Here is a 24,321-nt window from a genome sequence, read left to right as displayed (position 1 = left end):
AGCGCAGCGAGGATTTGGCTGGGGTGTTCATGCCGGCACCTTGGCGCGCCGTTCCTTGATCAGTGCCTTCGCCTTCTTCACGCACGCCGACGCGTCGGGAGCGTAGCCGTCGGCGCCCACCGCGTCGGCGTACTCCTGGGTCACCGGCGCGCCGCCGACCATCACGATCACGCTGTCGCGCACGCCGGACTTCTCCAGGGCGTTCATGTTGGCCTTGAACATCGGCATCGTGGTGGTGAGGAACGCGGAGAACCCCACGATGTCGGGCTGATGCTCCTCGATGGCGGCGACGAACTTCTCGGGAGCGACCTGGACACCGAGGTCGATCACCTCGAAGCCGGCCCCCTCGAGCATGATGTTGACGAGGTTCTTGCCGATGTCGTGCACATCGCCCTTGACGGTGCCCATGAGGAACTTGCCGATGGTCTCTGCGCCGGTCTCGGCGAGCAGGGGTCGCAGCACCTCCATGGCCCCGGCCATGGCCCGGCCGGCGATCAGCATCTCGGGGACGAAGAAGTCCCCGCGCTCGAACCGGGCACCGACCTCCTCGAGCGAGGGGATCAGCGCGTCGAAGAGCAGGGTCTGTGGCTCCATCTGGAGCGCGAGGCCCTGATGGGTGAGTTCGAGGACATGCGGGGCGTTGCCGACGAGGGTGTCGTCGTAGAGGCCCTGCAGGATCTCTTCGGGAGTCAGTTCTGGGGAGGTCAGCTTCGGGGAGGTCATGCCACCCCCTCCTTTCGGGTTCGCCGTCGGAGCAGCACGGAGAGCTGGTCCGCCCGGTCGATCAGGGTGCGCCCGACGTCATCGAGCCGGCCTTGCAGCCGTTGGGTGGGGCCCGAGATGCCGAGCGCGGCGATCACCGTGCCGTCGGCGCCACGCACGGGGGCGGCCACGCCGGTGAGACCGATCTCCAGCTCGTCGACCGTGGTCGCGTAGCCGCGCCGACGCGCCTGGTCGAGGTGGCGGCGCAGGCCGTCGACGTCGGCGACGGTGTGCTCCGTGAGCTGGTCGAGGGGGCCGGACGGAAGGTCGAGGACGCCGTGGGTGAAGAGGATCTTGCCCAGAGCCGAGCAGTGCGCCGGCACCTCGACCTCGGTCCAGTCACGGGTGCCGAGCATGTAGGCCGTGTCGACCTGGGCGACCTGGACCACGCGGTCACCGCGCGTCACCGCGAGGTTGACGGTCTCGAGGCTGTCCTTTCCGACCTTCTGCATGGTCGGCCGGGCCAGTCGGACCAGCTCCTCCCAGGGATCGTGCCGGGTGGCGTAGAGCCAGAACAGCGGGCCGGCGACGTAGGAGCCGTCGGCAGTGCGCTCGAGCAGCTCCGTGCGCTGGAGGGCCGTCAGCAGGCGTGAGGTGGTCGACTTCGGGAGGCCGCACTCCTCGAAGAGGTCGACGAAGCTCAGCGGCTCGTCGGCCTTCACCACGGTGCGGATCAACGCGGCCGCACGGTCGAGGGCCTGGGTTCCGGTGACGGGCTCACTGCCGGTGTTGCTCACTTGTGCCTTTCTCGCGGTCGACTGGATCGGTTTCCGAGTGTTCCACATTATGGAACCACTGATCCATATTATGAGGTTAGGATCTCGACAAGGGCAGGTCAAGAGCGACACAGGAGGACGCATGTTCCGGAACCGCATGCCGCGCTACGAAGTGCTGTCGGCCGATGCGATGTCCACCCTCGACGGCGGGTGGCGACGCATCCTCTCCGAGATCGGTGTGGAGTTCATGGACGCGCGGGCACTGGAGCTCTTTCGCGCTGCAGGCCAGAAGGTCGAGGAGAACACCGTCTTCCTCGATCCGGAGTTCGTGTTGGCCCAGGTGGCCAAGGCGCCGGCCGAGTTCGACGTACAGGCCCGCAACCCGGACAACACCGTCCACATCGGTGGCGACGCGATGGCGTTCGCCGCCGTCTACGGCCCGCCCTTCGTCCGTGAGGGAGAGATGCGCCGTGACGCCACGATGGCCGACTTCCGAAACTTCAGCCGGTTGGCGCAGACGTTCCCGGTGCTCGACTCCGCCGGCGGAGTGATCTGCGAACCCAACGACACTCCGCTCGACAGTCGACACCTCGACATGACGCTGGCCCTGCTCACCGAGACCGACAAGGTGTTCATGGGCAACGTCGTCTCGGCGGTCAACGCCCGTGACGTGTTGTCGATGTGCGACATCGTCTTCGGCTCGCGGGAGGCGATCGAGAAGACGCCGGCCACGATCTCGCTGATCAACTGCAACTCGCCACTGCACTGGGACGACCGGATGCTGGAGTCGATGTTCGAGTACGTCGCGGCCGGTCAGCCGGTGATCCTCACGCCCTTCCTGCTGATGGGGGCGATGTCGCCGGTGACGGTGCCCGCGGCGCTGGTGCAGCAGATCGCCGAGGCGCTCTCCGGCATCGCGCTGGCCCAGCTGATCCGGCCGGGGACACCCGTGGTCTTCGGGTCGTTCCTCTCGAACATCGACATGCAGTCCGGCTCACCGACCTTCGGCACGCCGGAGTCCGGGATCGGGCTGCTGTGCACCGGCCAGATCGCCCGCCACTTCGGGCTGCCCTTCCGCACCGGTGGCGGGCTGACCTCCTCCCAGGTCCCCGATGCGCAGTCCGGCTACGAGGCGCTGATGACCATGCTGCCGACCTTCCTGGCCGGGGCGAACTGGGTGATGCACGCGGCCGGCTGGCTGGAGGGTGGCCTGGTCTCGGGGTACGAGAAGTTCATCATCGACACCGAGATCCTGCAGATGCTCGAGGCGGAGTTCACCCCGCTCGAGATCGACGAGGCGTCGCTGGCCTTCGACGCCCACAAGGAGGTCGGCCACGGCGGCCACTTCCTGGGCGCGCAGCACACCATGGAACGCTTCCGCACCTGCTTCTACCGACCGATGCTCTCCTCGTCGGAGAACTTCGAGCGCTGGACTCGAGGCGGCGGACTCGACACCGCGGCGCGTGCGGGAAACATCTACCGCACCAAGCTCGAGGAGTTCGAGCCGCCGGCGCTCGACGACGGCGTACGCCTGGAGCTGGAGGAGTTCGTGACCCGCCGCCGCAAGGAGCTCGGCGACTGACTCTCTGCCACCTCACGATGTTCACTTGAACATGCAGTTCGCGAACGTGCCCGCCCGCTCGCGCTCGGACAACGGCACGTCGGGCTGAACTGTATGTCCAAGTGAACACTTCGCTGGCGAGGGCCGACCAGCAGTGCCCGGGACCAGGGTCAGCGGAAGACGACGGTGCGGGGGCCGTTGAGCAGCACCCGGGACTCGGAGTGCCAACGGACCGCCCGTGAGAGCACCTGGGCCTCCACGTCGCGTCCGGCGGAGACGAGCTGTGCCTGGTTGTGGTTGTGATCGACCCGCATCACGTCCTGTTCGATGATCGGCCCCTCGTCGAGGTCGGCGGTGACGTAGTGGGCGGTGGCGCCGACGAGCTTCACTCCCCGGTCGAAGGCCTGGTGGTAGGGCTTGGCGCCCTTGAAGCTCGGCAGGAACGAGTGGTGGATGTTGATCGCCTTGCCGGACAGCGCACGGCACATCGGATCGGAGAGCACCTGCATGTAGCGCGCCAGTACGACGAGGTGCACCTCTTGCTCGGCGACGAGGCGCAACACCTCCGCCTCGGCCTCGGGCTTGGTCGCGGCAGTCACCGGAATGTGGTGGAAGTCGATGTCGTAGGACCGGACCAGGGCCTCGGCGTCGGGGTGATTGGAGACGACGGCGGGGATCTCGATCTGCAGGGCCCCGGTGGAGGTGCGGAAGAGGAGGTCGTTGAGACAGTGGAGGTGCCGGGAGACCATGATCAAGGTGCGGTACGGCGCAGCGGCGTCCCACATCTCGAAGGTCATCGACAGCTGCGCGGCCACGGTGGCGAAGTCCTCGCGGAGTGTGGCGACGTCGGGGACCGCACCCTCGACCTCGAAGTCGATGCGCATGAAGAATCGATTGGTGAGCCGGTCACCGAACTGCTGGCTCTCGATGATGTTTCCACGGTTGCGCACCAGGAACTCCGACACGGCGTGCACGATGCCGGGGCGGTCGGGACAGACCAGGGTGAGGACGAAGTCACCGGCCGGGTCGCCGGCGTTGGCGGAGTAGCGGAGAACCATGGTGACCCCTGTTCGGTGCAACGACGGACTGTTGCGTAGTTCGCGTCATCAGTCTGCGATACGCAACAGCGGCTGCGCCAGTGCCTGCGCTAATGTCACGGCATGGACAAGCCCCGCACCGTCGACGGAGTCCAGTCCGTCGACCGCGCGTTGAGCATCCTCGAGGGCATTGCCCGCGTCGGGGTGGCCGGAGTCACGGAGATCGCGGGCGAGCTCGGGGTCCACAAGAGCACCGCGTTCCGCCTGGTGGCCACGCTCGAGTCGCACGGGCTCGTGGAACAGACGGCCGAGCGTGGCAAGTACCGCCTCGGCATGGGCATCCTGCGCCTCGCCGGTGCCGCCACGGCCCGGCTCGACGTGGTCCAGGAGGCGCGTCCGGTCTGCCGGAACCTGGCCGCCGAGACCGGGGAGACGGTGAACATCGCGGTGCTCTCCGAGCACTCGGCGCTCTATCTCGACCAGGTTGCGGGGTCCTCGGCGTTGCAGTCACACAACTGGGTCGGCCAGCACATCCCCCTGCATGCGACCAGCAACGGCAAGATCCTGCTCAGCAGTCTCGACCCGGACGAGCTGGACGACTTCCTCGGCGCCCTCCCGGCGTACACCGAGCTGACGATCACCCGGAAGGGCAAGCTGCGCAAGGAGCTCGATCATGTCCGCGAGGTCGGGTATGCCGTGGCGGTCGACGAGCTGGAGGTCGGCCTCACGGCCGTGGCGGCACCGATCCGCAACGCCCACGATGACGTCATCGCCTCGATGAGTGTCTCGGGCCCCACGCTGCGGCTGCGACAGGAGCGCGTGGACGAGGTCGTCGAGCAACTGGTGGCGGCGGCCACCGAGGTGTCGTACCGCTTGGGCTGGGGTCACCGTTAGGGCAAGTTTCGTCGACCCACTTGACGCCGTCCGGTGAGGGGGCAATCCTGCAAAAGGGTGACCTGGTCGTTGCGCGACATGAAACCTGTTGCGTGATACGCGATCACATCGTCCGGAGAGGTGGGGCCAGAGGTGCCGGAGATCTACATTGACGGCGAGTGGTGTGCCGCGCGCGGCGGGGGGCGGCGCGAGATCCGGTGCCCGGCCGACGGCAGCCAGGTCGCCGAGGTGGACGAAGGAGACTCCGCCGACACCGACGCCGCGATCGCGGCCGCGCACCGTGCGTTCCACGCCGGACCATGGCCCGGAACAGCGGCCCGGGAGCGGGGCGACCTGCTGCTGCGGGTGGCCGACCTGCTCGAGCGGGACAAGGATGCCGTGGCGCGTGCGGAGTCCCTGGACACGGGGAAGCGTCTGGTCGAGAGCGAGTACGACGTGGCCGACGTGGTGGGCGTGTTCCGTCACTACGGTCACGTGGCCGCCGAGGACGCGGGCCGGGTCGTCGACACCGGGAACCGCGACGTGGCCAGCTCCGTCGTCCACGAACCCCTCGGCGTGTGCGGGCTGATCACCCCGTGGAACTATCCGCTGCTGCAGACGTCGTGGAAGGTCGCGCCCTGCCTGGCAGCCGGGAACACCTTCGTGCTCAAGCCCAGTGAGATCACGCCGCACTCCGCGATCCACCTGATGCGCATCCTCGGCGAGGCGGGCCTACCGGCGGGAGTGGGCAACCTGGTCCTCGGCGACGGCCCCGGGGCCGGGAGTCCGTTGAGCACCGACCCACGCGTCGACCTGGTGTCGTTCACCGGGAGCCTGGCGGTCGGCAAGCTGCTGATGGCCAACGCCGCCGGCACCGTGAAGCGGGTCGCGCTCGAGCTGGGTGGCAAGAACCCCAACGTGGTCTTCGCCGACGCACCTCGAGAGGCAGCCCTCGACATGGCGCTGACCGCGGTCTTCCTGCATTCGGGCCAGGTCTGCTCGGCCGGCGCCCGCCTGGTCGTCGAGGAGTCGATCCACGACGAGTTCGTGGACGCCCTGGTCGAGCGGGCCAGGCTGATCCGGCTCGGCGGACCCTTTGACACGGAGGCCGAGACCGGTCCGCTGACCAGTGCCGCCCACCGTGCCAAGGTCGAGGCGTACGTCGAGGCGGGAATCGCCGAGGGGGCGGTGCTCCGGTGCGGTGGAGCCAGGCCCGACGACCCGGCGCTGGCCAGCGGGTTCTACTACCTGCCCACGGTGCTCGACGGATGCACAAGCGACATGTCGGTCACCCAGGACGAGTCCTTCGGTCCGGTGCTCACGGTGGAGACCTTCACCGACGAGGACGACGCGGTGCGCATCGCCAACGACAGCATCTACGGCCTGGCCGGCGCGGTGTGGACCGGTGACGCCGGCCGCGGCCAGCGGATGGCGCGCCGACTGCGCATGGGCACCGTGTGGATCAACGACTACCACCCCTACGTGCCCCAGGCCGAGTGGGGCGGGTTCAAGCAGTCCGGGATCGGGCGCGAGCTCGGTCGCGCGGGGCTGGAGGAGTACCAGGAGACCAAGCACATCTGGCAGAACCTGCGCCCAGAACCACAGGGGTGGTTCGACGGGGCGTGACAGCGTGACAGGCCGCGGAGAGCCGAATCGTGAAAGGGAGTGGGTGCGCATGACCGATCGCTACGACTTCGTCATTGTCGGAGGCGGCTCCGCCGGGTGCGCCCTCGCCAACAGACTCTCGGCCGATCCCGCGACCACGGTGCTCGTGCTCGAGGCAGGGCGCAACGACTACAAGATCGACCCCTTCATCCACATGCCGGCGGCACTGCCGTTCCCGATCGGCAGCCGGTTCTACGACTGGAAGTACGAGTCGGAGCCCGAGCCGCACATGGATGGCCGACGCGTCTACCACGCCCGCGGCAAGGTGCTCGGCGGCTCCAGCAGCATCAACGGGATGATCTTCCAGCGCGGCAATCCTCTCGACTACGAGCGGTGGGCCGCGGACGACGGCATGGAGACCTGGGGCTACGCCCACTGCCTGCCCTACTTCAAGCGCATGGAGACCCTCCTGCTTCCCGACGGCAGCGTCGGCGCGGACCGGTGGCGTGGGGGCAGCGGGCCGCTCCGACTGGAGCGTGGCCCGGCACTCAACCCGCTCTTCGGGGCGTTCTTCGAGGCGGCCCAGCAGGCGGGTCATCCGCTGACCGACGACGTCAACGGCTACCGCCAGGAGGGCTTCGCCCGTTTCGACCGCAACGTCTACAAGGGCCGTCGCTTCTCGGCCGCGCAGGCCTATCTGCACCCGGTGATGCATCGCCCCAACCTCGATGTGAAGACCTATGCGTTCGTCGGGGGCCTGGTCTTCGAGGGTCAACGGGCCGTGGGCGTCGAGTGGTCGCGCGGGCGCACCACGCACACGACGTACGCCGCCGAGGTCATCCTGTGTGGTGGGGCGATCAACTCGCCGCAGCTGCTGCAGCTGTCCGGCATCGGCAACGCCGCGGAGCTGGAGGCGCTCGGCATCACGCCGCGCCACGACCTCCCCGGGGTCGGGGAGAACCTGCAGGACCACCTCGAGGTCTACATCCAGTACGCCGCCACGCAGCCGGTCTCGATCGCCCCCGGACTCAAGTGGCGCAACCGTCCCAAGCTGGCCGCCGACTGGCTCTTCCGTCGCAAGGGCCTGGGTGCCACGAACCACTTCGAGGGCGGCGGGTTCGTCCGCGGGAACGACCGGGTCGACTACCCGAACCTGATGTTCCACTTCCTGCCGATCGCGATTCGGTACGACGGCAGCGCTCCGGCCGGCCTGGAGAAGGGTGCCCACGGCTACCAGGTGCACATCGGACCGATGTACTCCGACGTCCGGGGCAGCGTGAAGGTCACCTCCACCGACCCGTCGCGGCATCCGGCGCTGCGCTTCAACTACCTCTCCACCGAGCAGGACCGCCAGGAGTGGGTGGAGGCGATCCGGGTGGCCCGCGACATCCTCGAGCAACCGGCGTTCGCCCCGTTCAACGGCGGCGAGGTGTCACCGGGACCGGGGGTGGAGACCGACGAGGAGATCCTCGACTGGGTGGCCAAGGATGCCGAGACCGCGCTGCACCCGTCGTGCACGACCCGCATGGGCACCGACCCGATGAGCGTGCTCGACCCGACGTCGTTGCGGGTGCACGGCATCGACGGGCTGCGGGTGGTCGATGCGTCGGCGATGCCGTACGTCACGAACGGCAACATCTATGCGCCCGTGATGATGCTGGCCGAGAAGGCCGCCGACCTGATCCTCGGGAACACTCCGCTGGCGCCGGACCCCGCGCCGTACTACCGCTACCGCGACGGCACGCCGCTCCATCCACCGGGCGACCCACGCAACTCCATCGATGAGGCAGGTACACGATGAGCCAGCAGAACTCGACCGAGACGGCTGCCACGGTCAGCGTCCGCGGACTGTGGAAGATCTTCGGCAACCGCGCGGACCGGATCATCGGTACGCCGGACGCCGACCTCTCTCGCGCCGACCTCAAGGAGAAGACCGGCTGCGTGGTCGGTGTGAAGGACGTGTCCTTCGAGGTGGCGCCCGGCGAGGTGTTCGTGGTGATGGGCCTCTCCGGGTCCGGCAAGTCGACCCTGGTCCGGTGCCTGACCCGGCTCATCGAGCCGACCGCGGGCGAGGTCGAGATCGGCGGCATCGACGTGACCGCCGCCAACGCGGCCGGGCTGCGGGACCTGCGCCGGAACCAGGTCTCGATGGTGTTCCAGCACTTCGGGCTGTTGCCGCACCGTCAGGTGATCGACAACATCGCCTACGGCCTGGAGATCAGGGGCGTCGGCAAGAAGGAGCGGCGTGCCAAGGCGGCCGAGGTGGTCGACCTGGTGGGACTGACCGGCTACGGGAACTCCTACCCCGACCAGCTCTCCGGGGGCATGCAGCAGCGGGTCGGCCTGGCCCGCGCACTGGCCGGAGACCCCGCGATGATGCTGTTCGACGAGCCGTTCTCGGCACTCGACCCGCTGATCCGCCGGGACATGCAGAACGAGGTGATCCGGCTCCAGGAGGAGCTGAAGAAGACGATGGTCTTCATCACCCACGATCTCGCCGAGGCACTCAAGCTGGGTGACCGGATCCTGATCATGCGCGACGGCGAGATCGTCCAGATCGGCACGCCCGACGAGGTGGTCGGAGCGCCCGCCGACGACTACGTCCGGGACTTCACCTCCGACGTACCCCGTTCGCACGTGCTGACCCTGAAGTGGGTGATGCGCGACCCGCGGCCCGACGACTCGAGCGAGGGGCCGGTGATGAGTTCCGACACCATCGTGCGGGCTGCAGCGCAGGCGGCGCTGGCCTCCGACCATCCGGTCCGCGTGATCGATGACGGGAAGCTGGTCGGGATCGTGGACGACGACGCGATCCTGCGGGTCGTGGTGGCCGAGGAGTCGGTGTGAGTCTCGGCAGGATGCCGCGCTGGGCCTGGGCGCTGGTCGTGGTCGGGGCGTGGATCCTCGCCTGGTGGCTCATGAAGGGCAGCCACACGCTGGCCCTTCCCGGCCGCGAGCACACCGACCTGCACAACGAGATGACCGGGTGGCGCAACGACCTGATCGCCGGCCGCGACGACAACCCGCTGATGCAGTTCACCGGAAACGTCGCCGAGGGTGCGCTCAACGCGGTCGACTGGCTGCAGCGAATGCTCTCGAAGCCGAACTATCCGCGACCCGTGCCGGAGATCGGCTGGCTGGGCCTGCTCGGCATCATGATGTGGATCGCGCACGCGGTCGCCGGCTGGAAGTACGCCGTGCTGACCGGCTCGGTCATGTTCGTCGCCGCGGTGATGGGTCTCTGGGCCGATGCGGTCGACACCTTGATCGTCACCCTGCTGTCGGTCATCTGCGCCGTGGTGATCGGGTTGCCCATCGCGGTGCTGATCGGCACCAGCGACTGGGCGAACCGGATCATCGGCGTGATCCTCGACCTGATGCAGACGATGCCCACCTTCGTCTACCTGATCCCGGTGGTGCTCTTCTTCGGAACCGGTGCACCCGCCGCCATCGTCGCGACCCTGGTCTACGCGCTGCCTCCGCTGATCCGTGTCGCCGGGTTCGGCATCCGGCAGGTCTCGCCCACGGCCATCGAGGCCACCGACTCTATGGGTCAACGAGCCTGGCAACGCCTCTTCAAGGTGCAGCTGCCGATGGCCCGGCGCACCATCATCGTGGGGCTCAACCAGACCACGCTCGCCGCGTTCGCGATGGCGGTCATCGCCTCCTACGTGAACGGACCCGGGCTCGGCAGGCCGGTCGTCGCCGCGCTGCAGATCGCCGACATCGGACGCGGGCTGGTTCCGGGGGCCATGCTGGTGCTGCTGGCCATCATGCTGGACCGCACCACCACCGCCGCCAGCGAACGGCCGGAACAACTTGCCCGAATCGGGGGAGGCAACCGCCGACTCAGGTGGGCCGGTCTCGCCGTCGGTCTGGTCGTGGTGGTCGTGATGATCCAGATGTCGCGGTTCTACTCATGGGCGGCGACGTACCCGTCCACCGGCTGGTCCTCCGACCTGGCCGACGGCATCAACAAGTTCTCGAGCTGGGTGGTCGACGCGATCGGAGGGGTGAGCGAGGCATTCAAGGACCTGGTCAGCTATGGCCTGCTCAACCCCATGCAGAGCGTGCTCGCCGAATCGCCGTGGTTCGTCAGCGGCGCCGCGATCCTGCTGCTCGCCGTGGTGATCGGCGGTTTCCGCACGATGGCCACCACGGTTGCCGTGGTGGGCTGGGTCGTCGCCTGCCTGGCCGGCATCTGGTACCTCGACCTGTGGCACGACACGATGATCACCCTGAACATGGTGCTGGTCGCCACCCTGCTGACGATGATCCTGGCGGTGATCTTCGGGGTCTGGATGGCCCGCCGGCCCACGGTGGACCTGCTCCTGCGGCCAGTGCTCGACATGGGGCAGACCATCCCGCCGTTCGTCTACCTGGTGCCGGTGCTCTACCTGTTCGACCAGACGCGGTTCACCGCGATCTTCGCCGCGATCGTCTACGCCGCCCCGGTGGCGATCAAGCTGGTCGCCGACGGCGTACGCGGTGTTCCGGAGACCACCCTCGAGGCCGGCCGGTCCGCAGGGTCCACAGCGTGGCAGGAGATCACGAAGGTGCAGTTGCCGATGGCCTCACGCTCCCTGGTCCTGGCCGCGAACCAGGGGTTGCTCTACGTGCTCTCCATGGTGGTGATCGGAGGGATGGCCGGAGCCGGGGCGCTGGGGTACGACGTCGTACTCGGCTTCTCGCGGTTCGAGGAGTGGGGCAAGGGACTGGCCGCAGGCCTGAGCATCGTGCTGCTGGGCATCATGCTCGACCGCATCTTCCGTGCTGCCGCCGTGACGGGGTCGGCCGCTCCGGTCCGTCGCCGGTCACGACGCAACGCAACTGCGGAGGAGGAATCGACCGACCCTGACGCGCCGCTGGCCGTCACCGGATGAAGCGACTCGGCCAAGCGACTCGGCCATGAGAAGAAGGAGATCCAGATGAAGAACAGATGGAACAGGGGAGTCCAGCTCCTGGGAGTGTCGGCATGCCTGGCCCTCGTCCTCGCCGCGTGTGGTGACGGGTCGATCGACAAGGCGACCGACGAGAACAAGGACGCCCAGGCCGAGTGCGGTGGCGACGGCGAGCTCAACCTGGCGGTCAACCCGTGGGTCGGGATGGCGGCCGACGCCTACGTGGTCGGCACCCTCGCCGAGCAGGAGCTCGGCTGCAAGGTCAACTACAAGGAGCTCAAGGAAGACGTCTCCTGGCAGGAGTTCAAGAGCGGCGGCGTCGACGTGGTGATCGAGGACTGGGGCCACCCGGCGTTGGAGAAGCAGTACTTCGCCGAGAAGGGCGACGGCTCGGCAGAGGACTTCGGGTCGACCGGCAACATAGGCATCATCGGCTGGTACGTGCCGCCGTGGCTCGCCAAGGAGCACCCGGACATCCTCGACTACAAGAACCTGAACAAGTACGCCGACAAGTTCAAGACCTCGGAGTCCGGCGGCAAGGGACAGTTCCTGGGGTCCGACCCGTCCTACGTCCAGTTCGACGAGGCGATCGTCGCCAACCTCGACCTCGACTTCAAGGTGGTCTTCTCCGGTGGTGAGGCGGCCAGCATCACCGCGTTCCAGAAGGCCGAGAAGAACCACGAGTGGCTGATCGGCTACTTCTACGACCCGCAGTGGTTGCTGGCCGAGATTCCGTTGGAGAAGGTCGCCCTGCCCGAGTACACCGATGGCTGCCAGGACGACCCGGCCAAGGTCGCCTGCGACTACCCGGAGACCGATCTGAAGAAGGTCGTCTCCACCAGCTGGTCCAGTGACGGCGGAGCGATGGTCGACCTCGTCAAGAACTTCACCTGGAAGAACGAGGACCAGAACCTGGTGGCCAAGTACATCGCCGACGACAAGATGTCGCCGGAGGACGCCGCCAAGAAGTGGATCAAGGAGAACCCCGACAAGGTCGATGCATGGCTGGGCCGCTGAACCAGCCCTGACCGCGTCGGACGCGCACGACAGCCCCACGGTGATCTCCGTGGGGCTGTCGTGATTTCGAGGGCGATTCCCTTGACACACAAGGCGCCCGGGCGGACGCTGGTGGTGTTCCTTAATGCGCATTACGTTGCGCATTGCGCAACCGATAGGCGGATCCATGGCAGACGTTCCGAATCACGCCCGTGTCGTCGTCATCGGCGCCGGCATCGTGGGCAACAGCCTCGTGCACCACCTCGCCCGCCTGGGCTGGCGAGACATCGTGCAGATCGACAAGGGCGCGCTGCCCAACCCGGGCGGCTCGACCGGTCACGCCTCGAACTTCATCTTCCCGGTCGACCACTCCCGCGAGATCACCGACCTGACCCTCGACTCTGTGCGTCAGTACAAGGAGATGGACGTCTTCACCGAGTCGGGCGGCTACGAGATCGCTCGCACCGAGGAGCGCATGGAGGAGCTGCGTCGCCGGATGTCCAGCGCCAAGGCTTGGGGGATCGAGTCGGAGCTGGTCGGCCCGGAGCACGTGAAGGAGAAGATCCCCTTCATCGAGACCGACGAGATCCTCGGCGCCTTCTGGACGCCGTCCGTCGGTGTCGTCGACTCGCTGCGTGCCGGGACCATCATGCGTGAGAAGGCTCTCGAGCTGGGCGCCCTGACCGTAGTGCCCAACGTCGAGGTCACCGACCTGGTGGTGACCGACGGCCGGATCACGGCCGTCGAGACCTCCGGCGGCACCATCGAGACCGAGACCGTCGTGGTCGCCTGTGGCGTGTGGAGCCCGCGCATCGCGAAGATGGCCGGCGCGGCCATTCCGCTCACCCCGGCGGTGCACCAGATGATCTCGGTGGGCCCGATCCCGCAGCTCGCCGAACGGCCCGGAGAGATCAGCTTCCCGATCGTGCGTGACATGGACACCTTCTGCTACGAGCGCCAGCACGGCGCCGACATGGAGGTCGGCTCCTACGCCCACCGCGCGATCCTGCACGAGCCCGACGACATCCCGTCCATCGAGCAGGCCCGCCTGTCGCCGACCGAGATGCCGTTCACCCAGGAGGACTTCGATCCCCAGCTGGAGCAGGCCTTCGACCTGATGCCCGATGCCCTCGGCGCCGACGGTGCCGAGATCCGCTACGCGATCAACGGACTCCTCTCGCTCACCCCCGACGGGGCACCGATACTCGGAGAGACCCCCGAGGTGAAGGGCCTCTGGTCGGCGGCAGCCGTCTGGATCAAGGAGGGGCCCGGCGTCGGGCGTGCGGTCGCCGAGTGGATGACGCACGGCAGCTCCGAGATCGACGTGCACCACAGTGACATCGCCCGGTTCTACCCCCACCAGCGCACCCGCTCCCACGTGAAGGCGCGCACGTCCGAGGCGTTCATCAAGACCTACGGCATCGTGCACCCCGGCGAGCAGTGGGAGGGCGAGCGCGGCAAGCGGCTCGCGCCGATGCACGCCCAGCAGCAGGAGCAGGGCGCCCGGTTCTTCGAGACCGTCGGCTGGGAACGACCGCACTGGTACGACGGAAACGAGGCGCTCCTGGGCGAGTACGGCGACCGCGTGATGCCGCGTGAGCACGAGTGGGACAGCCGCTGGTGGTCGCCGATCATCAATGCCGAGCACCTGGCCATGCGGGAACGCGCCGGCATCGTCGACCTGACCGCGTTCGCGATCTTCGACGTGGTCGGCCCCAGCGCCAAGGACGCCGTGCAACGCATCGTCGTCGCGCAGGCGGACGTGGCTCCCGGCAAGGTGATCTACACCCCGGTCCTCGACGAGCGGGGTGGCTTCAAGTCCGACCTGACCGTGATGCGGCTGGCCCACGACCGCTACCGGGTGGTGACCGGCGGGCTGCACGGCATGGCCGACAAGAAGTGGTTCAGCGACCACCTGGCCGGTGACGGCTCGACGGGTGCCGCGGCTGTCGTCGACCTGACCTCGGCGTACTCCACGATCGGACTCTGGGGCCCGCGGGCCCGCGACATCCTCGCCCGGCTCACCGACGACGACATCAGCGACGGCGGCTTCGGCTTCCTCAGCTGCCGCGACATCGAGGTCGGCAACCTCGGGGTGCTGGCCTCCCGCATCTCGTACGTCGGCGAGCTCGGCTGGGAGCTCTACGTCCCGATGGAGGAGGGTGCTCGCCTCTGGTCGCTTCTCCACGAAGCCGGCGAGCCCGACGGCGCGGTCCCGGTCGGGATCGGCGTCTACGGCACCACCGGCCGGATCGAGAAGGGCTACCGGGCCTTCGGCTTCGAGCTCGACGGCGAACGCACCATCGTCGAAGCCGCCATGCAACGGCCCAAGGTCAAGCAGGCCGACTTCATCGGGCGCGAGGCCTACGTGAAGCAGCGGGAGGAGGACCCGAAGACGGTGTTGTGCACGCTGACCGTCGACGACCACACGTCGTCGTCCGGCGTGAAGCGCTACATGCTGGGCGGGGAGCCGATCCTGACCCGCGACGGCGGCACCCTGACCGACGGCCACGGGCACCACCCCCATGTCACCAGCGCCGGGTCCGCCCCGAGCCTGGGCAAGCACGTGCTGATGGCCTACCTGCCGCCCGACCAGGCCTCCCTGGGCAACCGGTTGGCGGTCTCCTACATGGAGGAGCTCTACCCCGTGACGATCGAGTCGGTCGACTCCACACCGTTGCTCGACCCCGAGAACGCCCGGATCCGCTGATGGTCGACATCCTGGTCTGCGTCAAGCGGGTGCCGGACTCGTCCGGCGAGGTGCTGCTGACCCCCGACGCGCAGGCGGTCGACTCGCGCTACGTCGGCTGCACGCTGAGCGACCACGAGAACTGCGCGGTCGAGCTGGCCACCCAGCTCGTGGAGGTCCACGGCGGCACCGTCAGCCTGGTCTCGGTCGGACCGCCCGAGTCGGTCGAGCAGCTGCGCAGCGCCCTCTCCGTGGGTGCCTCCGCGGCCACCCTCGTCGAGACCGACCTGCGTGACTTCGGGCCTGCTGACATCGCCCACGAGATCGCCGAGGTGGTCCGGGCGCACGCCGAGCAGGGCCGCGACCACGACCTTGTCCTGCTGGGCAACGACGCCGCCGACACCGGCGACTTCCAGGTGCCGGTGCGGTTGGCACACGCACTGGGACGCCCGGTGGTCACTGGCATCAAGACCGTGGCGATCGAGGAAGGCCGGGCGACGGCGCACGGCGACTCCCCGGACGGGGGTCGGGAGACCTACGACCTGCCGCTGCCTGCAGTGGTGGCGGTCTCCGAGGGCGGTGTCTCGCCGCGCTATCCGACGATCAAGGGTCGGATGGGGGCCAAGAAGGTGGAGATCGAGATGCGTACGCCGACCCGTGCCCCGCGCGGCTCGGGCCGGGTCCGGCTGACGCTCCCGCCGCCGGCTCCCTCCACCGTCCAGGTGCTGGGCGAGGGCCCGGAGGCGGCTCCCGCGGTGGTCGACCTGTTCCAGTCCCTGGGAGTGCTCCGATGATCCTGGTCCTGATCGAGACCGGTGCCGACGGAGTCGCCGACACCTCCCTGGAGACGATCCGCTTCGCCCGCGACCTTGCCGCCGAAGGTGGCGGGGTGCCGGTCCACGGGTTGGTGGTCCCGACCTCGCTCGCTGACGGTGGCTCGACCACCGAGGTGACTCCCGAGGTGCTGGTCGACGAGCTGGGCAAGCACGGGATCTCCACGCTGTTCGTGGCTCGTGGCGAGGGCTTCGCGTCGTACTGCGCCGCCGCCTGGGCCGCGGCGATCATCGAGGCGCGTGACCGTGCGGGTGCGGTGGTGGTCACGGCCGCCGGGACGCCGCGGGGCAACGAGGTGCTTGCCCACGTGGCCGCGCGCCTCGACGTACCCATGGCCGCGAACGCGGTGGCGTTCGACGGGCTGGCACCCCTCGTCGTGACCCGGCAGGTGGCCGGCGGTGCGGCGCTGGAGGAGATGCAGCTGACCGCGCGCCCGGCCGTGTTCACGGTGGCCGGCCACGCCGTCGAGGCCAGACCGGCTGACGCCGCCACCGAGGCAGTGGTCGAGGAGCTCGAGCCGGCGCTCGACGCCGGAGACCTCGTCGCCCGGGTGGTGTCCACCGAGCCCGGCGTCCCCGACCGGTCCGGAGACCTGAGGTCGGCGCGCGTGGTGGTGGGAGCGGGGCGTGGCGCCGGCGGACCCGACGGCTTCGGCGCGGTGAGCGAGCTCGCCGACCTCCTCGGTGGGCAGCTCGGGGTCTCCCGCGTGGTCACCAGCCTCGGCTGGCGTCCGCACCACGAGCAGGTGGGGCAGACCGGCAGCCGGATCGCCCCCGACCTCTACGTTCCCTGTGGGATCAGCGGCGCGATACAGCACTGGGCCGGGTGCGCGAGCTCGAAGACGATCCTCGCCGTCAACACCGACGCCGAGGCTCCGATGATGGCCAAGGCGACCTATGCGGTGGTGGGTGACATGCACGAGGTCGTGCCCGCGATCGTCGAGGAGATCCGGCGCCGCTCCGGCTCCTGAGACCGAATCAGCGGGCCACTCGTGGATTGCCGAGCACGTCCCGCGCCCACGAGGCCACTCCCTCTACACTCTTCACGACTCGGGGGAGGACCTGACGGATGTTCGTACGTCGACGCGCGACCGCGGCAGCACTGACGCTGGTGTGTGCAGCGACCCTGCTGGGTGCCTGCGGCGACAAGGGTGACGGCAAGGACGAGCCCGGCGACGCGAAGTCGTCGCCGACCAGCACGCCGAGCCCGTCCCGGTCCGGGTCAGGCGTTCCGGTGGCCGACCCCGACCACGCGGTCGACCCGCCCGGGCCGCTCAAGGAGTCGCTCGAGATCGCCGACATCCTCGTCTACAGCACGAAGCCGCTCTCGGACGACATGATCCAGCGGATCAAGGACCTCAAGGGCGTCGAGGCCGCCGAGCAGTTCTCCCTTGCCTCGGTGCCGATCGAGAACCGTGTGGTCACGCTCGCCGCGGTCGACCCAGCCACGTTCCGCCGGTTCACGATCTCCGGCAAGCAGGACGAGATCTGGACCCGCGTCGCCGGCGGCGAGCTCGCCACCTCGCAGGCGACCGGCAAGCGGATCCAGGACAAGCAGGCCTTCGTGCGCCTCGGTGCCGACAAGGAGGCGCCGTCCGTGCACGTCGGCGCCTACACCGACCAGCCCTACGGCGTCGACCTCGTGGTCAACCAGAAGTGGGGCGAGGAGCTGAAGATGGTCGAGGGCAACGCCCTGGTGATCGCCACCGGCGCCACCTCGCCGCAGTCGGTGCGCAAGCCGATCCAGAAGATCATCGGCGACGACGACGTCTCGATCCAGATGCTCGACGCGGTCGCCCGCTACGGCCTCGACCCCGGCGCGCGACTGACCGCCGTACCCACGGGGACCTCGGTAGGTGCCGCGGTCGGGGTCTACAACTACCGGGTCATCGGTGGCCGGGTGACCCCGGACGCGGCCTGGGTGGCGGCCAACATCCGCACCGAGGAGGTGCCGATCCTGGGCCGGGTGACCTGCCACAAGGCGATGCTCCCGCAGCTGCGCGCGGCCCTCCAGGAGGTCGTCGAGCGCGACCTGGCCGACAAGGTCTACCAGACCGCGGGCTGCTACTACCCGCGCTTCATCGCCGGCACCACGTCGTTGTCCAACCACGCCTTCGGCATGGCGATCGACATCAACTCCGCCGAGAACGGCCGCGGCACGGTCGGCCAGATGGACCGCACCGTCGTCGACATCTTCAAGAAGTGGGGCTTCGGCTGGGGCGGCGACTGGAACTACACCGACCCCATGCACTTCGAGCTGAACCAGGTGCTCGAGGTCCGCTGAACCCCGGTTAGGGTCGGGTCCATGCGCGCAGTCCAGGTGGTCAGCAACGACGGTCCCGAAGCCCTTGTCGTCAACGAGGTCCCCGAGCCGAAGCCGGGCCCCGACGACGTCCTCATCGACGTGCACCGGGTCGGGATCTCCTTCCCCGACCTGCTGCTCAGCCGGGGTGAGTACCAGATGAAGCCCGAGCCGCCGTTCACGCTGGGCGTCGACTTCGCCGGCACCGTGGTCGAGGCCGCACACGGGTTCGAGGCGGGCCAGCGCGTGGTCGGCGTACTGCCCCATGGCGGCGCCAGCGAGCGCGTCGCCTGCCCGGCGATCTTCACGTTCCCGCTGCCCGACACGCTCTCGTTCGACGAGGGTGCCGCGCTGCCGATGAACTACCTCACCGCCCACTTCGCGCTCGACGTACGCGGGAACCTGCGCGAGAGCGAGACCGTGCTCGTGCACGGCGCGGCCGGCGGCGTCGGCACCGCCACCCTCCAACTGGCCAAGGCGTACGGCGCCCGCACGATCGCCGTCGTCTCGACCGACGAGAAGGCCGAGATCGCCCGGCAGGCCGGGGCCGACGAGGTGATCCGCCCCGAGGGCTTCAAGGACGAGGTCGCGCGACTCACCGACGGCAAGGGCGTGGACATCGTCCTCGACGTGGTGGGCGGCGACCTGTTCACCGACTCGCTGCGCTCCCTGGCCCCACTGGGCCGCCTGCTGGTGGTCGGCTTCGCGGCCGGGCAGGGCATCCCCGAGGTGAAGGTCAACCGGCTCCTGCTCAACAACATCGACGTCCGGGGCGTCGGGTGGGGCGCCTACGCGATGGTGCGCCCCGGCTACATGCAGGAGCAGTGGACGGCGATCATGCCGTTCCTCGAGTCGGGGGCGGTCAAGCCGCCGATCGGCAGGGTCTACCCGATCGAGGAGTTCGGGCAGGCCCTGGTCGACATGGACGAGCGCCGCACGCTCGGCAAGTCGGTCGTCGTCCTCCAGGACAAGTAGACCTACTCGCGAGTTCGGCCCCAACGGGTGATTCCCGCACGCACACCCCTCAGTTAGTGTCGTCGCCGTGAGCATTCTCGATGACGCCCGCGAGGGCATGAACCCCGACATCCGCCCGCAGGACGACCTCTTCGGTCACGTCAACGGGCGCTGGCTGGACGAGGCCGAGATCCCGAGCGACCGGTCGAGCTGGGGGCCGTTCGTGCAGCTGGCCGACGTGGCCGAGGAGCAGGTGCGCGAGATCATCCAGGACTTCGCCGCGACGCAGCGCGACACGCTGTCCGAGAACGGCGCGAAGATCGCCGCCCTCTGCGCCTCCTTCATGGACACCGACACGGTGAACCGCCGAGGGCTGACACCGGCCGAACCGCTGCTCAACGCCGCCTCCGCCCTGCGCGACGTACGCGACCTGGCTGCGTTCATCGGTGAGTTCGAGCGCCTCGGCGGCGCGGGCCTGTTCGGCTCGTTCGTCGACACCGACGACCGCAACTCCGACCGCTACCTCTTCAACATCGGCCAGGGTGGCCTCGGCCTGCCCGACGAGTCCTACTACCGCGACGAGAAGTTCGCCGAGATCCGCGAGAAGTACGTCGGCTACCTCGAGCGCCTCTTCACCCTCGGCGGCATCGCCGACCCGGCGGGCGCGGCCCGTGCCGTGCTCGACGTCGACACCCGCCTCGCCAAGGGCCACTGGGAGCGCGCCGAGACCCGCGACGTGCAGAAGACCTACAACCTCACGACGTACGACGAGCTGCAGGCGCTGGCCCCCAACTTCGACTGGAAGGCCTACGCCACCAACCTCGGTGGCAACGAGCAGACGCTGGCCGAGACCTGCGTGCGCCAGCCGTCCTACCTGCAGCACCTCTCGACGGTGCTCGAGGAGGTGCCGATCGAGCAGTGGCGCGCGTGGATGCTCAGCCGGGTGCTGCGCTCGGCCGCGCCGTACCTCCCCGACGAGTTCGTCGAGGCCAACTTCGACTTCTACGGCCGCACCCTCAACGGCACCCCCGAGTTGCGCGAGCGCTGGAAGCGGGCGGTGGCCTTCGTCGAGGGCGCCATCGGCGAGGCGGTCGGCGAGGAGTACGTCGCCCGGCACTTCCCGCCGCGTTCGAAGGAGCTGATGGACGAGCTGGTCGAGAACCTGCTCAAGGCCTACCGGGTCTCCATCGAGGCGCTCGACTGGATGACCGAGGAGACCAAGCAGCGGGCCTACGAGAAGCTCGACACCTTCCGCCCCAAGATCGGCTACCCCGAGAAGTTCCGTGACTACTCCGGCCTGCTGGTCACCTCCGACGACCTGATCGGCAACGTGGCGGCCTCGGCGGCGTTCGAGACCGACCGCCAGCTGGCGAAGATCGGTGCGCCGGTCGACCGCGACGAGTGGTTCATGCTGCCGCAGACCGTCAACGCCTACTACAACCCCGGCACCAACGAGATCTGCTTCCCCGCGGGCATCCTGCAGAAGCCGTTCTTCAGCCCCGACGCCGACCCGGCGGAGAACTACGGCGGCATCGGCTCGGTGATCGGTCACGAGATCGGCCACGGCTTCGACGACCAGGGCGCACAGTACGACGGCGCCGGAAACCTCAACGACTGGTGGACGCCCGACGACAAGTCCGCCTTCGAGGTGAAGAGCAAGGCCCTGATCGCGCAGTACGACGGATTCTCCCCGCGCAACCTCCCGGGCGAGAAGGTCAACGGCGCCCTGACCGTCGGCGAGAACATCGGCGACCTCGGCGGCCTGACCATCGGCCACAAGGCCTACCAGATCTCGCTCGGTGCGCCGGTCGAGGGAGCGCCCGCCGACGCCAGCGGCTCGCAGCGGCTCTTCATGAACTGGGCCTACTGCTGGCGCACGAAGCGTCGCACCGAGCAGGAGCAGCAGTACCTCACCATCGACCCGCACAGCCCGCCGGAGTTCCGCGCCAACATCGTGCGCAACCTCGACGAGTTCCACGTGTCGTTCGGCACCAGCGAGGGCGACGGGCTCTGGCTCGACCCCTCGCAGCGCGTGCGCATCTGGTGAACACGGAGTTCGATCCGGAGCACGGCCAGTCGGCGTACCCGGTCCGCTTCGACTGGGGGCCGACCGGCGCGGAAGCGACGATCGGCCCGGCCGGGGCGGCGTACGCCGTGGTGGTCGACGTGCTGTCGTTCACCACGACGGTGACCGTGGCGGTGGAGCAGGGCATCGAGGTGTTCCCTCATCCGTGGCGTGACGCCCGCGCCAAGGAGCTGGCGATGCGGCTCGGAGCCACCCTGGCCGTGGGTCGCTTCGAGGCGCTCGCCCTCGAGGGCCGGCACGTGTCGCTGTCGCCGGCGTCGCTGCTGCAGAGCCACGACATCACCAGGCTGGTGCTGCCCAGCCCGAACGGCTCGACGATCAGCTTCGGCCTTGCCGACTCCGGCTGCACCGTGCTGGCGGCCAGCCTGCGCAACCGTCGCGCGGTCGCTGCACACCTGGCCACCAGGCTCTGGGCGCCGTCGGCGGTCGGCCACGCCCCGAGCCTGACCGTCATCGCCGGCGGGGAGCGGTGGCCCGACGACTCACTGCGGCCCTGCGCCGAGGACCTGTGGGGTGCCGGCGCCGTGCTGGCCGCCCTGGTCGACCTGGGTGTCGAGGGACTCTCGCCGGAGGCCCGGGTCGCCGAGCAGGCGTTCCGCGCGGTCGAGCCCGAGCTGGTCGGGGAGGTCGCCGCGTGTGCCGGCGGGCGCGAGCTGGCGGCCAAGGGCTTCGCCGACGACGTCGAGGTGGCCTCTCAGCTCGACGTGAGCGACGTCGTGCCGGTGCTCACCGACGGCTGCTTCGCCTCCGTCGACTGAGTCCGCCCGGATCAGCAGCTGTAGCGACGCTCCACGTCTCCCCGGCACCGGTCGGTGCCCGCGCCACCTCGGCCGATGTCGAACCCTTGGTCGACTATCTCCCGCAGCACGTCGTTGCCCTCGCCCCCGAACATGAGGTCGTCACCCTGGCCGCCGAGGAACTCGTCGTTGCCGTCCTGGCCGTAGAGCAGGTCGTCGCCGGACCCGCCCTGGAGCTCGTCGTGGCCCCGGCCGGTGCTGATCACGTCGACCCCGTTGCCGCCGTCGACGTACTGCCAACCGGCGCCGGTCTGGACCCGGTCCCGGCCGCCGCCGGCGCTGATGACGGCCGAGTCCGGAGCCGTCATCGTCAGGAGGTCGTTCCCGTAGCCGAGGTCGAACTCGGCGTAGTCGGTGACGACCCCGCGACGGTGGAAGGAGACCTTGTCGTTGCCCGTGCCGGACCTGACCAGGTGGGAGCCACAGATGCGGTCAGCGCCCCCGAGGCTCGACACGCTGGCGTGTCCGAGCACCACGATGACGTCGGCGCCCGCTGTGCCCCGCACGAAGGATCCGGTGCGCGACACGATGGTGGCCGGCTTGCCGAAGCAGGTCGGCGGCGCGGTGACGGCACGGGTCGAGGGGTTCGCGGCAGGTGCCGAGGCCAAGGCAGGTGCCCCCACGGCGATCAGCGGTGCGGTGGCGGCGAGGAGCGCGAGAGTCCGGAGCGAACGCATGGAGGGACCTTCCGTAGGCGCGGGCAGCCCCCGTGACTGCCCTACACACACCTAGACACCCCACGCGGTCAAAACGTTGCGGCGGAGCGAACGATTTCTCCGGGCGTTGCTCCGGCACGGGCACCGATTCAGGCGTCGACGAGCTCGTCGTGCCCCGTGGGAACCCGCGGTGCGAGGTCGACGTGCAGGTCCCGGCCACGGGTCTCGGGCAGGAAGTGGGCGCAGGCCAGGCTGAACAGCGCGATGGCGGCGTTGTACGTCGCCACGAGCCAGAGCGTCCCGTCGGAGAGAGAGACGAGCCAGGCCGCGATGAGGGGCGTGAAGCCCGACGCCACGATGCCCGAGATCTGGTAGAGCGTGCTGAGCGCCGAGTAGCGGTAGCGGGTGTCGAACAGCTCGCTCCAGAAGGCGGCCAACGGTCCGTAGATCACGCCGTACAGCACGCCGAGGCCGCCGATGAACGTCGCCGCGACCGCGACGGTGTTGCCGGTCTGCAGCAGCCAGGCGGCGGGGAAGGCGAAGAGCAGGGCGGCGACGGTGCCGGTGTTGTAGACACGTTTGCGGCCGAACCGGTCGCTGAGGTGGCCGGAGAAGACGGTCAGCGCCACGCCGAGCAGGGCACCGACCATGATCGCGTTCAGCACGGTCGACTTGGGCACGCCGACCTCCTTGACCGCGTAGGCCAGCAGGTAGACCGAGAACAGGTTGAACGTGAAGCCCTCGATGAAGCGGGTGCCCATGCCGAGCAGGAGGTGGCGCGGTTGGCGGCGGACCAGCTCGGTCACCGGCATCGCGGAGAGCTCCTTCTCCTCCTGCACCTTCTGGAAGGCCGGGGTCTCGATGACGCTCATCCGGATCCAGGTGCCGATGCCGAGCAGCAGGATGCTGAGCAGGAAGCAGGCCCGCCAGCCCCACGACAGGAACGCCTCGTCGGGCAGCTGGCTGGCGATCGCGAAGGCGCCCGAGGCGAGGAACAGCCCGCCCGGGACTCCGATGTGCGCGAAGCTGCCGAAGAACCCGCGCTTCTCGGGCGGGGCGAACTCGACGGCGAGCAGCACGGCGCCGCCGTACTCGCCGCCGACGCCGATGCCCTGGAGCACGCGGAGCACGACGAGCAGGATCGGTGCCCACACGCCGATCGAGTCGTAGGTGGGCAGCAGGCCGATCGCGGCGGTGCCGACGCCCATGATGACCAGCGTCCAGATCAGCATCGTCTTGCGCCCGATGCGGTCACCGAAGTGGCCGAAGATGACGCCGCCGAGCGGACGTGCGAGGAACCCCACGGCGAACGTGCCGAAGGCGGCGAACTGGGCCGTCGGCCCGCTCAGGCCGTTGAAGAAGAGCTTGTCGAAGACCAGCCCGGCGGCGGTGCCGTAGAGGAAGAAGTCGTACCACTCGATCGTCGCGCCGACCGCCGAGGCGACCGCGACCTTCCGTGGGGAGGCTGCGGTGGGTGCCATGTGCTCACTCCTGAAGATAGTCAATAAAGATCATTGACTTAACAGAGTAAGGGGTGAACGTGAGTCTGAGGA

19 protein-coding genes are annotated in these 24,321 nt (G+C 68.8%); 14 read left to right on the top strand and 5 right to left on the bottom strand.

The features are described from left to right. Positions 1-27: 27 nt before the first annotated feature. Complete coding sequence (locus ASD66_RS07760; RefSeq protein ID WP_200949903.1) at positions 28-723, bottom strand: corrinoid protein; 696 nt, start codon at positions 721-723, stop codon at positions 28-30. Further along, positions 720-1,499, bottom strand: coding sequence for an IclR family transcriptional regulator (locus tag ASD66_RS07755; protein WP_056684334.1), 780 nt, complete (start codon positions 1,497-1,499; stop codon positions 720-722). Before ASD66_RS07755 ends, ASD66_RS07760 begins: the two co-directional genes overlap by 4 nt. A 121-nt stretch (positions 1,500-1,620) precedes the next feature. On the opposite strand from ASD66_RS07755, the gene ASD66_RS07750 reads away from it, so the two are divergent. Further along, positions 1,621-3,060, top strand: coding sequence for a trimethylamine methyltransferase family protein (locus ASD66_RS07750; protein ID WP_056890493.1), 1,440 nt, complete (start codon positions 1,621-1,623; stop codon positions 3,058-3,060). Between the two features lie 149 nt (positions 3,061-3,209). Here the strand turns inward: ASD66_RS07750 and purU are convergent, their stop codons facing one another. After that, positions 3,210-4,097, bottom strand: coding sequence for a formyltetrahydrofolate deformylase (gene purU / locus ASD66_RS07745; protein ID WP_056890492.1), 888 nt, complete (start codon positions 4,095-4,097; stop codon positions 3,210-3,212). Between the two features lie 102 nt (positions 4,098-4,199). On the opposite strand from purU, the gene ASD66_RS07740 reads away from it, so the two are divergent. The 13 genes from ASD66_RS07740 to ASD66_RS07680 all read left to right on the top strand — a co-directional run bounded on the left by ASD66_RS07740 (position 4,200) and on the right by ASD66_RS07680 (position 22,073). Further along, the gene (locus ASD66_RS07740; protein ID WP_056890491.1) at positions 4,200-4,970 is read left to right on the top strand and encodes an IclR family transcriptional regulator; all 771 of its coding nucleotides are present in this window, start codon (positions 4,200-4,202) and stop codon (positions 4,968-4,970) included. Positions 4,971-5,102: 132 nt separating this feature from the next. After that, complete coding sequence (locus ASD66_RS07735; protein ID WP_056890490.1) at positions 5,103-6,575, top strand: aldehyde dehydrogenase family protein; 1,473 nt, start codon at positions 5,103-5,105, stop codon at positions 6,573-6,575. A 49-nt stretch (positions 6,576-6,624) separates the two neighbouring features. Next, positions 6,625-8,355 (top strand): choline dehydrogenase, encoded by a 1,731-nt coding sequence (gene betA / locus ASD66_RS07730; protein ID WP_056890489.1) that lies wholly within the window; start codon positions 6,625-6,627, stop codon positions 8,353-8,355. After that, a complete protein-coding gene (locus tag ASD66_RS07725) occupies positions 8,352-9,401 on the top strand; it encodes a quaternary amine ABC transporter ATP-binding protein (protein WP_056684352.1) in 1,050 nt (349 codons plus the stop codon). Before betA ends, ASD66_RS07725 begins: the two co-directional genes overlap by 4 nt. Continuing rightward, positions 9,398-11,437: an ABC transporter permease gene (locus ASD66_RS07720; protein ID WP_235529986.1), complete on the top strand. Its 2,040-nt coding sequence runs from the start codon at positions 9,398-9,400 to the stop codon at positions 11,435-11,437. Before ASD66_RS07725 ends, ASD66_RS07720 begins: the two co-directional genes overlap by 4 nt. Positions 11,438-11,482: 45 nt before the next feature. Beyond that, positions 11,483-12,472 (top strand): ABC transporter substrate-binding protein, encoded by a 990-nt coding sequence (locus ASD66_RS07715; RefSeq protein ID WP_056684356.1) that lies wholly within the window; start codon positions 11,483-11,485, stop codon positions 12,470-12,472. A gap of 166 nt (positions 12,473-12,638) precedes the next feature. After that, on the top strand, positions 12,639-15,161 hold the full coding sequence (locus ASD66_RS07710) for a GcvT family protein (RefSeq protein ID WP_056890487.1): 2,523 nt from the start codon (positions 12,639-12,641) through the stop codon (positions 15,159-15,161). After that, entirely contained in the window at positions 15,161-15,934 is a 774-nt protein-coding gene (locus ASD66_RS07705) for an electron transfer flavoprotein subunit beta/FixA family protein (RefSeq protein ID WP_056684362.1), read from the top strand. Before ASD66_RS07710 ends, ASD66_RS07705 begins: the two co-directional genes overlap by 1 nt. Beyond that, on the top strand, positions 15,931-16,944 hold the full coding sequence (locus tag ASD66_RS07700) for an electron transfer flavoprotein subunit alpha/FixB family protein (RefSeq protein WP_056684365.1): 1,014 nt from the start codon (positions 15,931-15,933) through the stop codon (positions 16,942-16,944). The genes ASD66_RS07705 and ASD66_RS07700 overlap by 4 nt, the downstream gene beginning before the upstream one ends. Before the next feature lie 98 nt (positions 16,945-17,042). Further along, on the top strand, positions 17,043-18,257 hold the full coding sequence (locus ASD66_RS07695) for a M15 family metallopeptidase (RefSeq protein ID WP_056684368.1): 1,215 nt from the start codon (positions 17,043-17,045) through the stop codon (positions 18,255-18,257). Between the two features lie 21 nt (positions 18,258-18,278). Then, positions 18,279-19,250 (top strand): NADPH:quinone oxidoreductase family protein, encoded by a 972-nt coding sequence (locus tag ASD66_RS07690; protein WP_056684370.1) that lies wholly within the window; start codon positions 18,279-18,281, stop codon positions 19,248-19,250. Between the two features lie 67 nt (positions 19,251-19,317). Continuing rightward, positions 19,318-21,276, top strand: coding sequence for a M13 family metallopeptidase (locus ASD66_RS07685; protein ID WP_056890486.1), 1,959 nt, complete (start codon positions 19,318-19,320; stop codon positions 21,274-21,276). Continuing rightward, complete coding sequence (locus tag ASD66_RS07680; protein WP_056684376.1) at positions 21,273-22,073, top strand: 2-phosphosulfolactate phosphatase; 801 nt, start codon at positions 21,273-21,275, stop codon at positions 22,071-22,073. The genes ASD66_RS07685 and ASD66_RS07680 overlap by 4 nt, the downstream gene beginning before the upstream one ends. 11 nt (positions 22,074-22,084) lie before the next feature. On the opposite strand, the gene ASD66_RS07675 is transcribed toward ASD66_RS07680, so the two are convergent. Together ASD66_RS07675 and ASD66_RS07670 are read right to left on the bottom strand one after the other, a co-directional pair. Next, positions 22,085-22,789 (bottom strand): calcium-binding protein, encoded by a 705-nt coding sequence (locus ASD66_RS07675; protein ID WP_056890485.1) that lies wholly within the window; start codon positions 22,787-22,789, stop codon positions 22,085-22,087. A 128-nt stretch (positions 22,790-22,917) separates the two neighbouring features. After that, entirely contained in the window at positions 22,918-24,249 is a 1,332-nt protein-coding gene (locus ASD66_RS07670; protein ID WP_056890484.1) for an MFS transporter, read from the bottom strand. Between the last annotated feature and the right edge of the window lie 72 nt (positions 24,250-24,321).

It is taken from the genome of Nocardioides sp. Root151 (genome assembly GCF_001427925.1).
Classification (GTDB): Bacteria; Actinomycetota; Actinomycetes; order Propionibacteriales; family Nocardioidaceae; genus Nocardioides.
The sequence above is the reverse complement of the archived record's forward strand: the minus strand, read 5'-3'. Positions and strand labels throughout refer to the sequence as shown.

Bases quoted from the DNA above. Each gene is read 5' to 3' on its own strand.
- ASD66_RS07740 (WP_056890491.1), top strand. From the start codon at position 4,200: ATGGACAAGCCCCGCACCGTCGACGGAGTCCAGTCCGTCGACCGCGCG.
- betA (WP_056890489.1), top strand. From the start codon at position 6,625: ATGACCGATCGCTACGACTTCGTCATTGTCGGAGGCGGCTCCGCCGGG.
- purU (WP_056890492.1), bottom strand. From the start codon at position 4,097: ATGGTTCTCCGCTACTCCGCCAACGCCGGCGACCCGGCCGGTGACTTC.
- ASD66_RS07705 (WP_056684362.1), top strand. From the start codon at position 15,161: ATGGTCGACATCCTGGTCTGCGTCAAGCGGGTGCCGGACTCGTCCGGC.
- ASD66_RS07725 (WP_056684352.1), top strand. From the start codon at position 8,352: ATGAGCCAGCAGAACTCGACCGAGACGGCTGCCACGGTCAGCGTCCGC.
- ASD66_RS07760 (WP_200949903.1), bottom strand. From the start codon at position 723: ATGACCTCCCCGAAGCTGACCTCCCCAGAACTGACTCCCGAAGAGATC.
- ASD66_RS07750 (WP_056890493.1), top strand. From the start codon at position 1,621: ATGTTCCGGAACCGCATGCCGCGCTACGAAGTGCTGTCGGCCGATGCG.
- ASD66_RS07675 (WP_056890485.1), bottom strand. From the start codon at position 22,789: ATGCGTTCGCTCCGGACTCTCGCGCTCCTCGCCGCCACCGCACCGCTG.
- ASD66_RS07710 (WP_056890487.1), top strand. From the start codon at position 12,639: ATGGCAGACGTTCCGAATCACGCCCGTGTCGTCGTCATCGGCGCCGGC.
- ASD66_RS07670 (WP_056890484.1), bottom strand. From the start codon at position 24,249: ATGGCACCCACCGCAGCCTCCCCACGGAAGGTCGCGGTCGCCTCGGCG.
- ASD66_RS07700 (WP_056684365.1), top strand. From the start codon at position 15,931: ATGATCCTGGTCCTGATCGAGACCGGTGCCGACGGAGTCGCCGACACC.
- ASD66_RS07695 (WP_056684368.1), top strand. From the start codon at position 17,043: ATGTTCGTACGTCGACGCGCGACCGCGGCAGCACTGACGCTGGTGTGT.
- ASD66_RS07715 (WP_056684356.1), top strand. From the start codon at position 11,483: ATGAAGAACAGATGGAACAGGGGAGTCCAGCTCCTGGGAGTGTCGGCA.
- ASD66_RS07690 (WP_056684370.1), top strand. From the start codon at position 18,279: ATGCGCGCAGTCCAGGTGGTCAGCAACGACGGTCCCGAAGCCCTTGTC.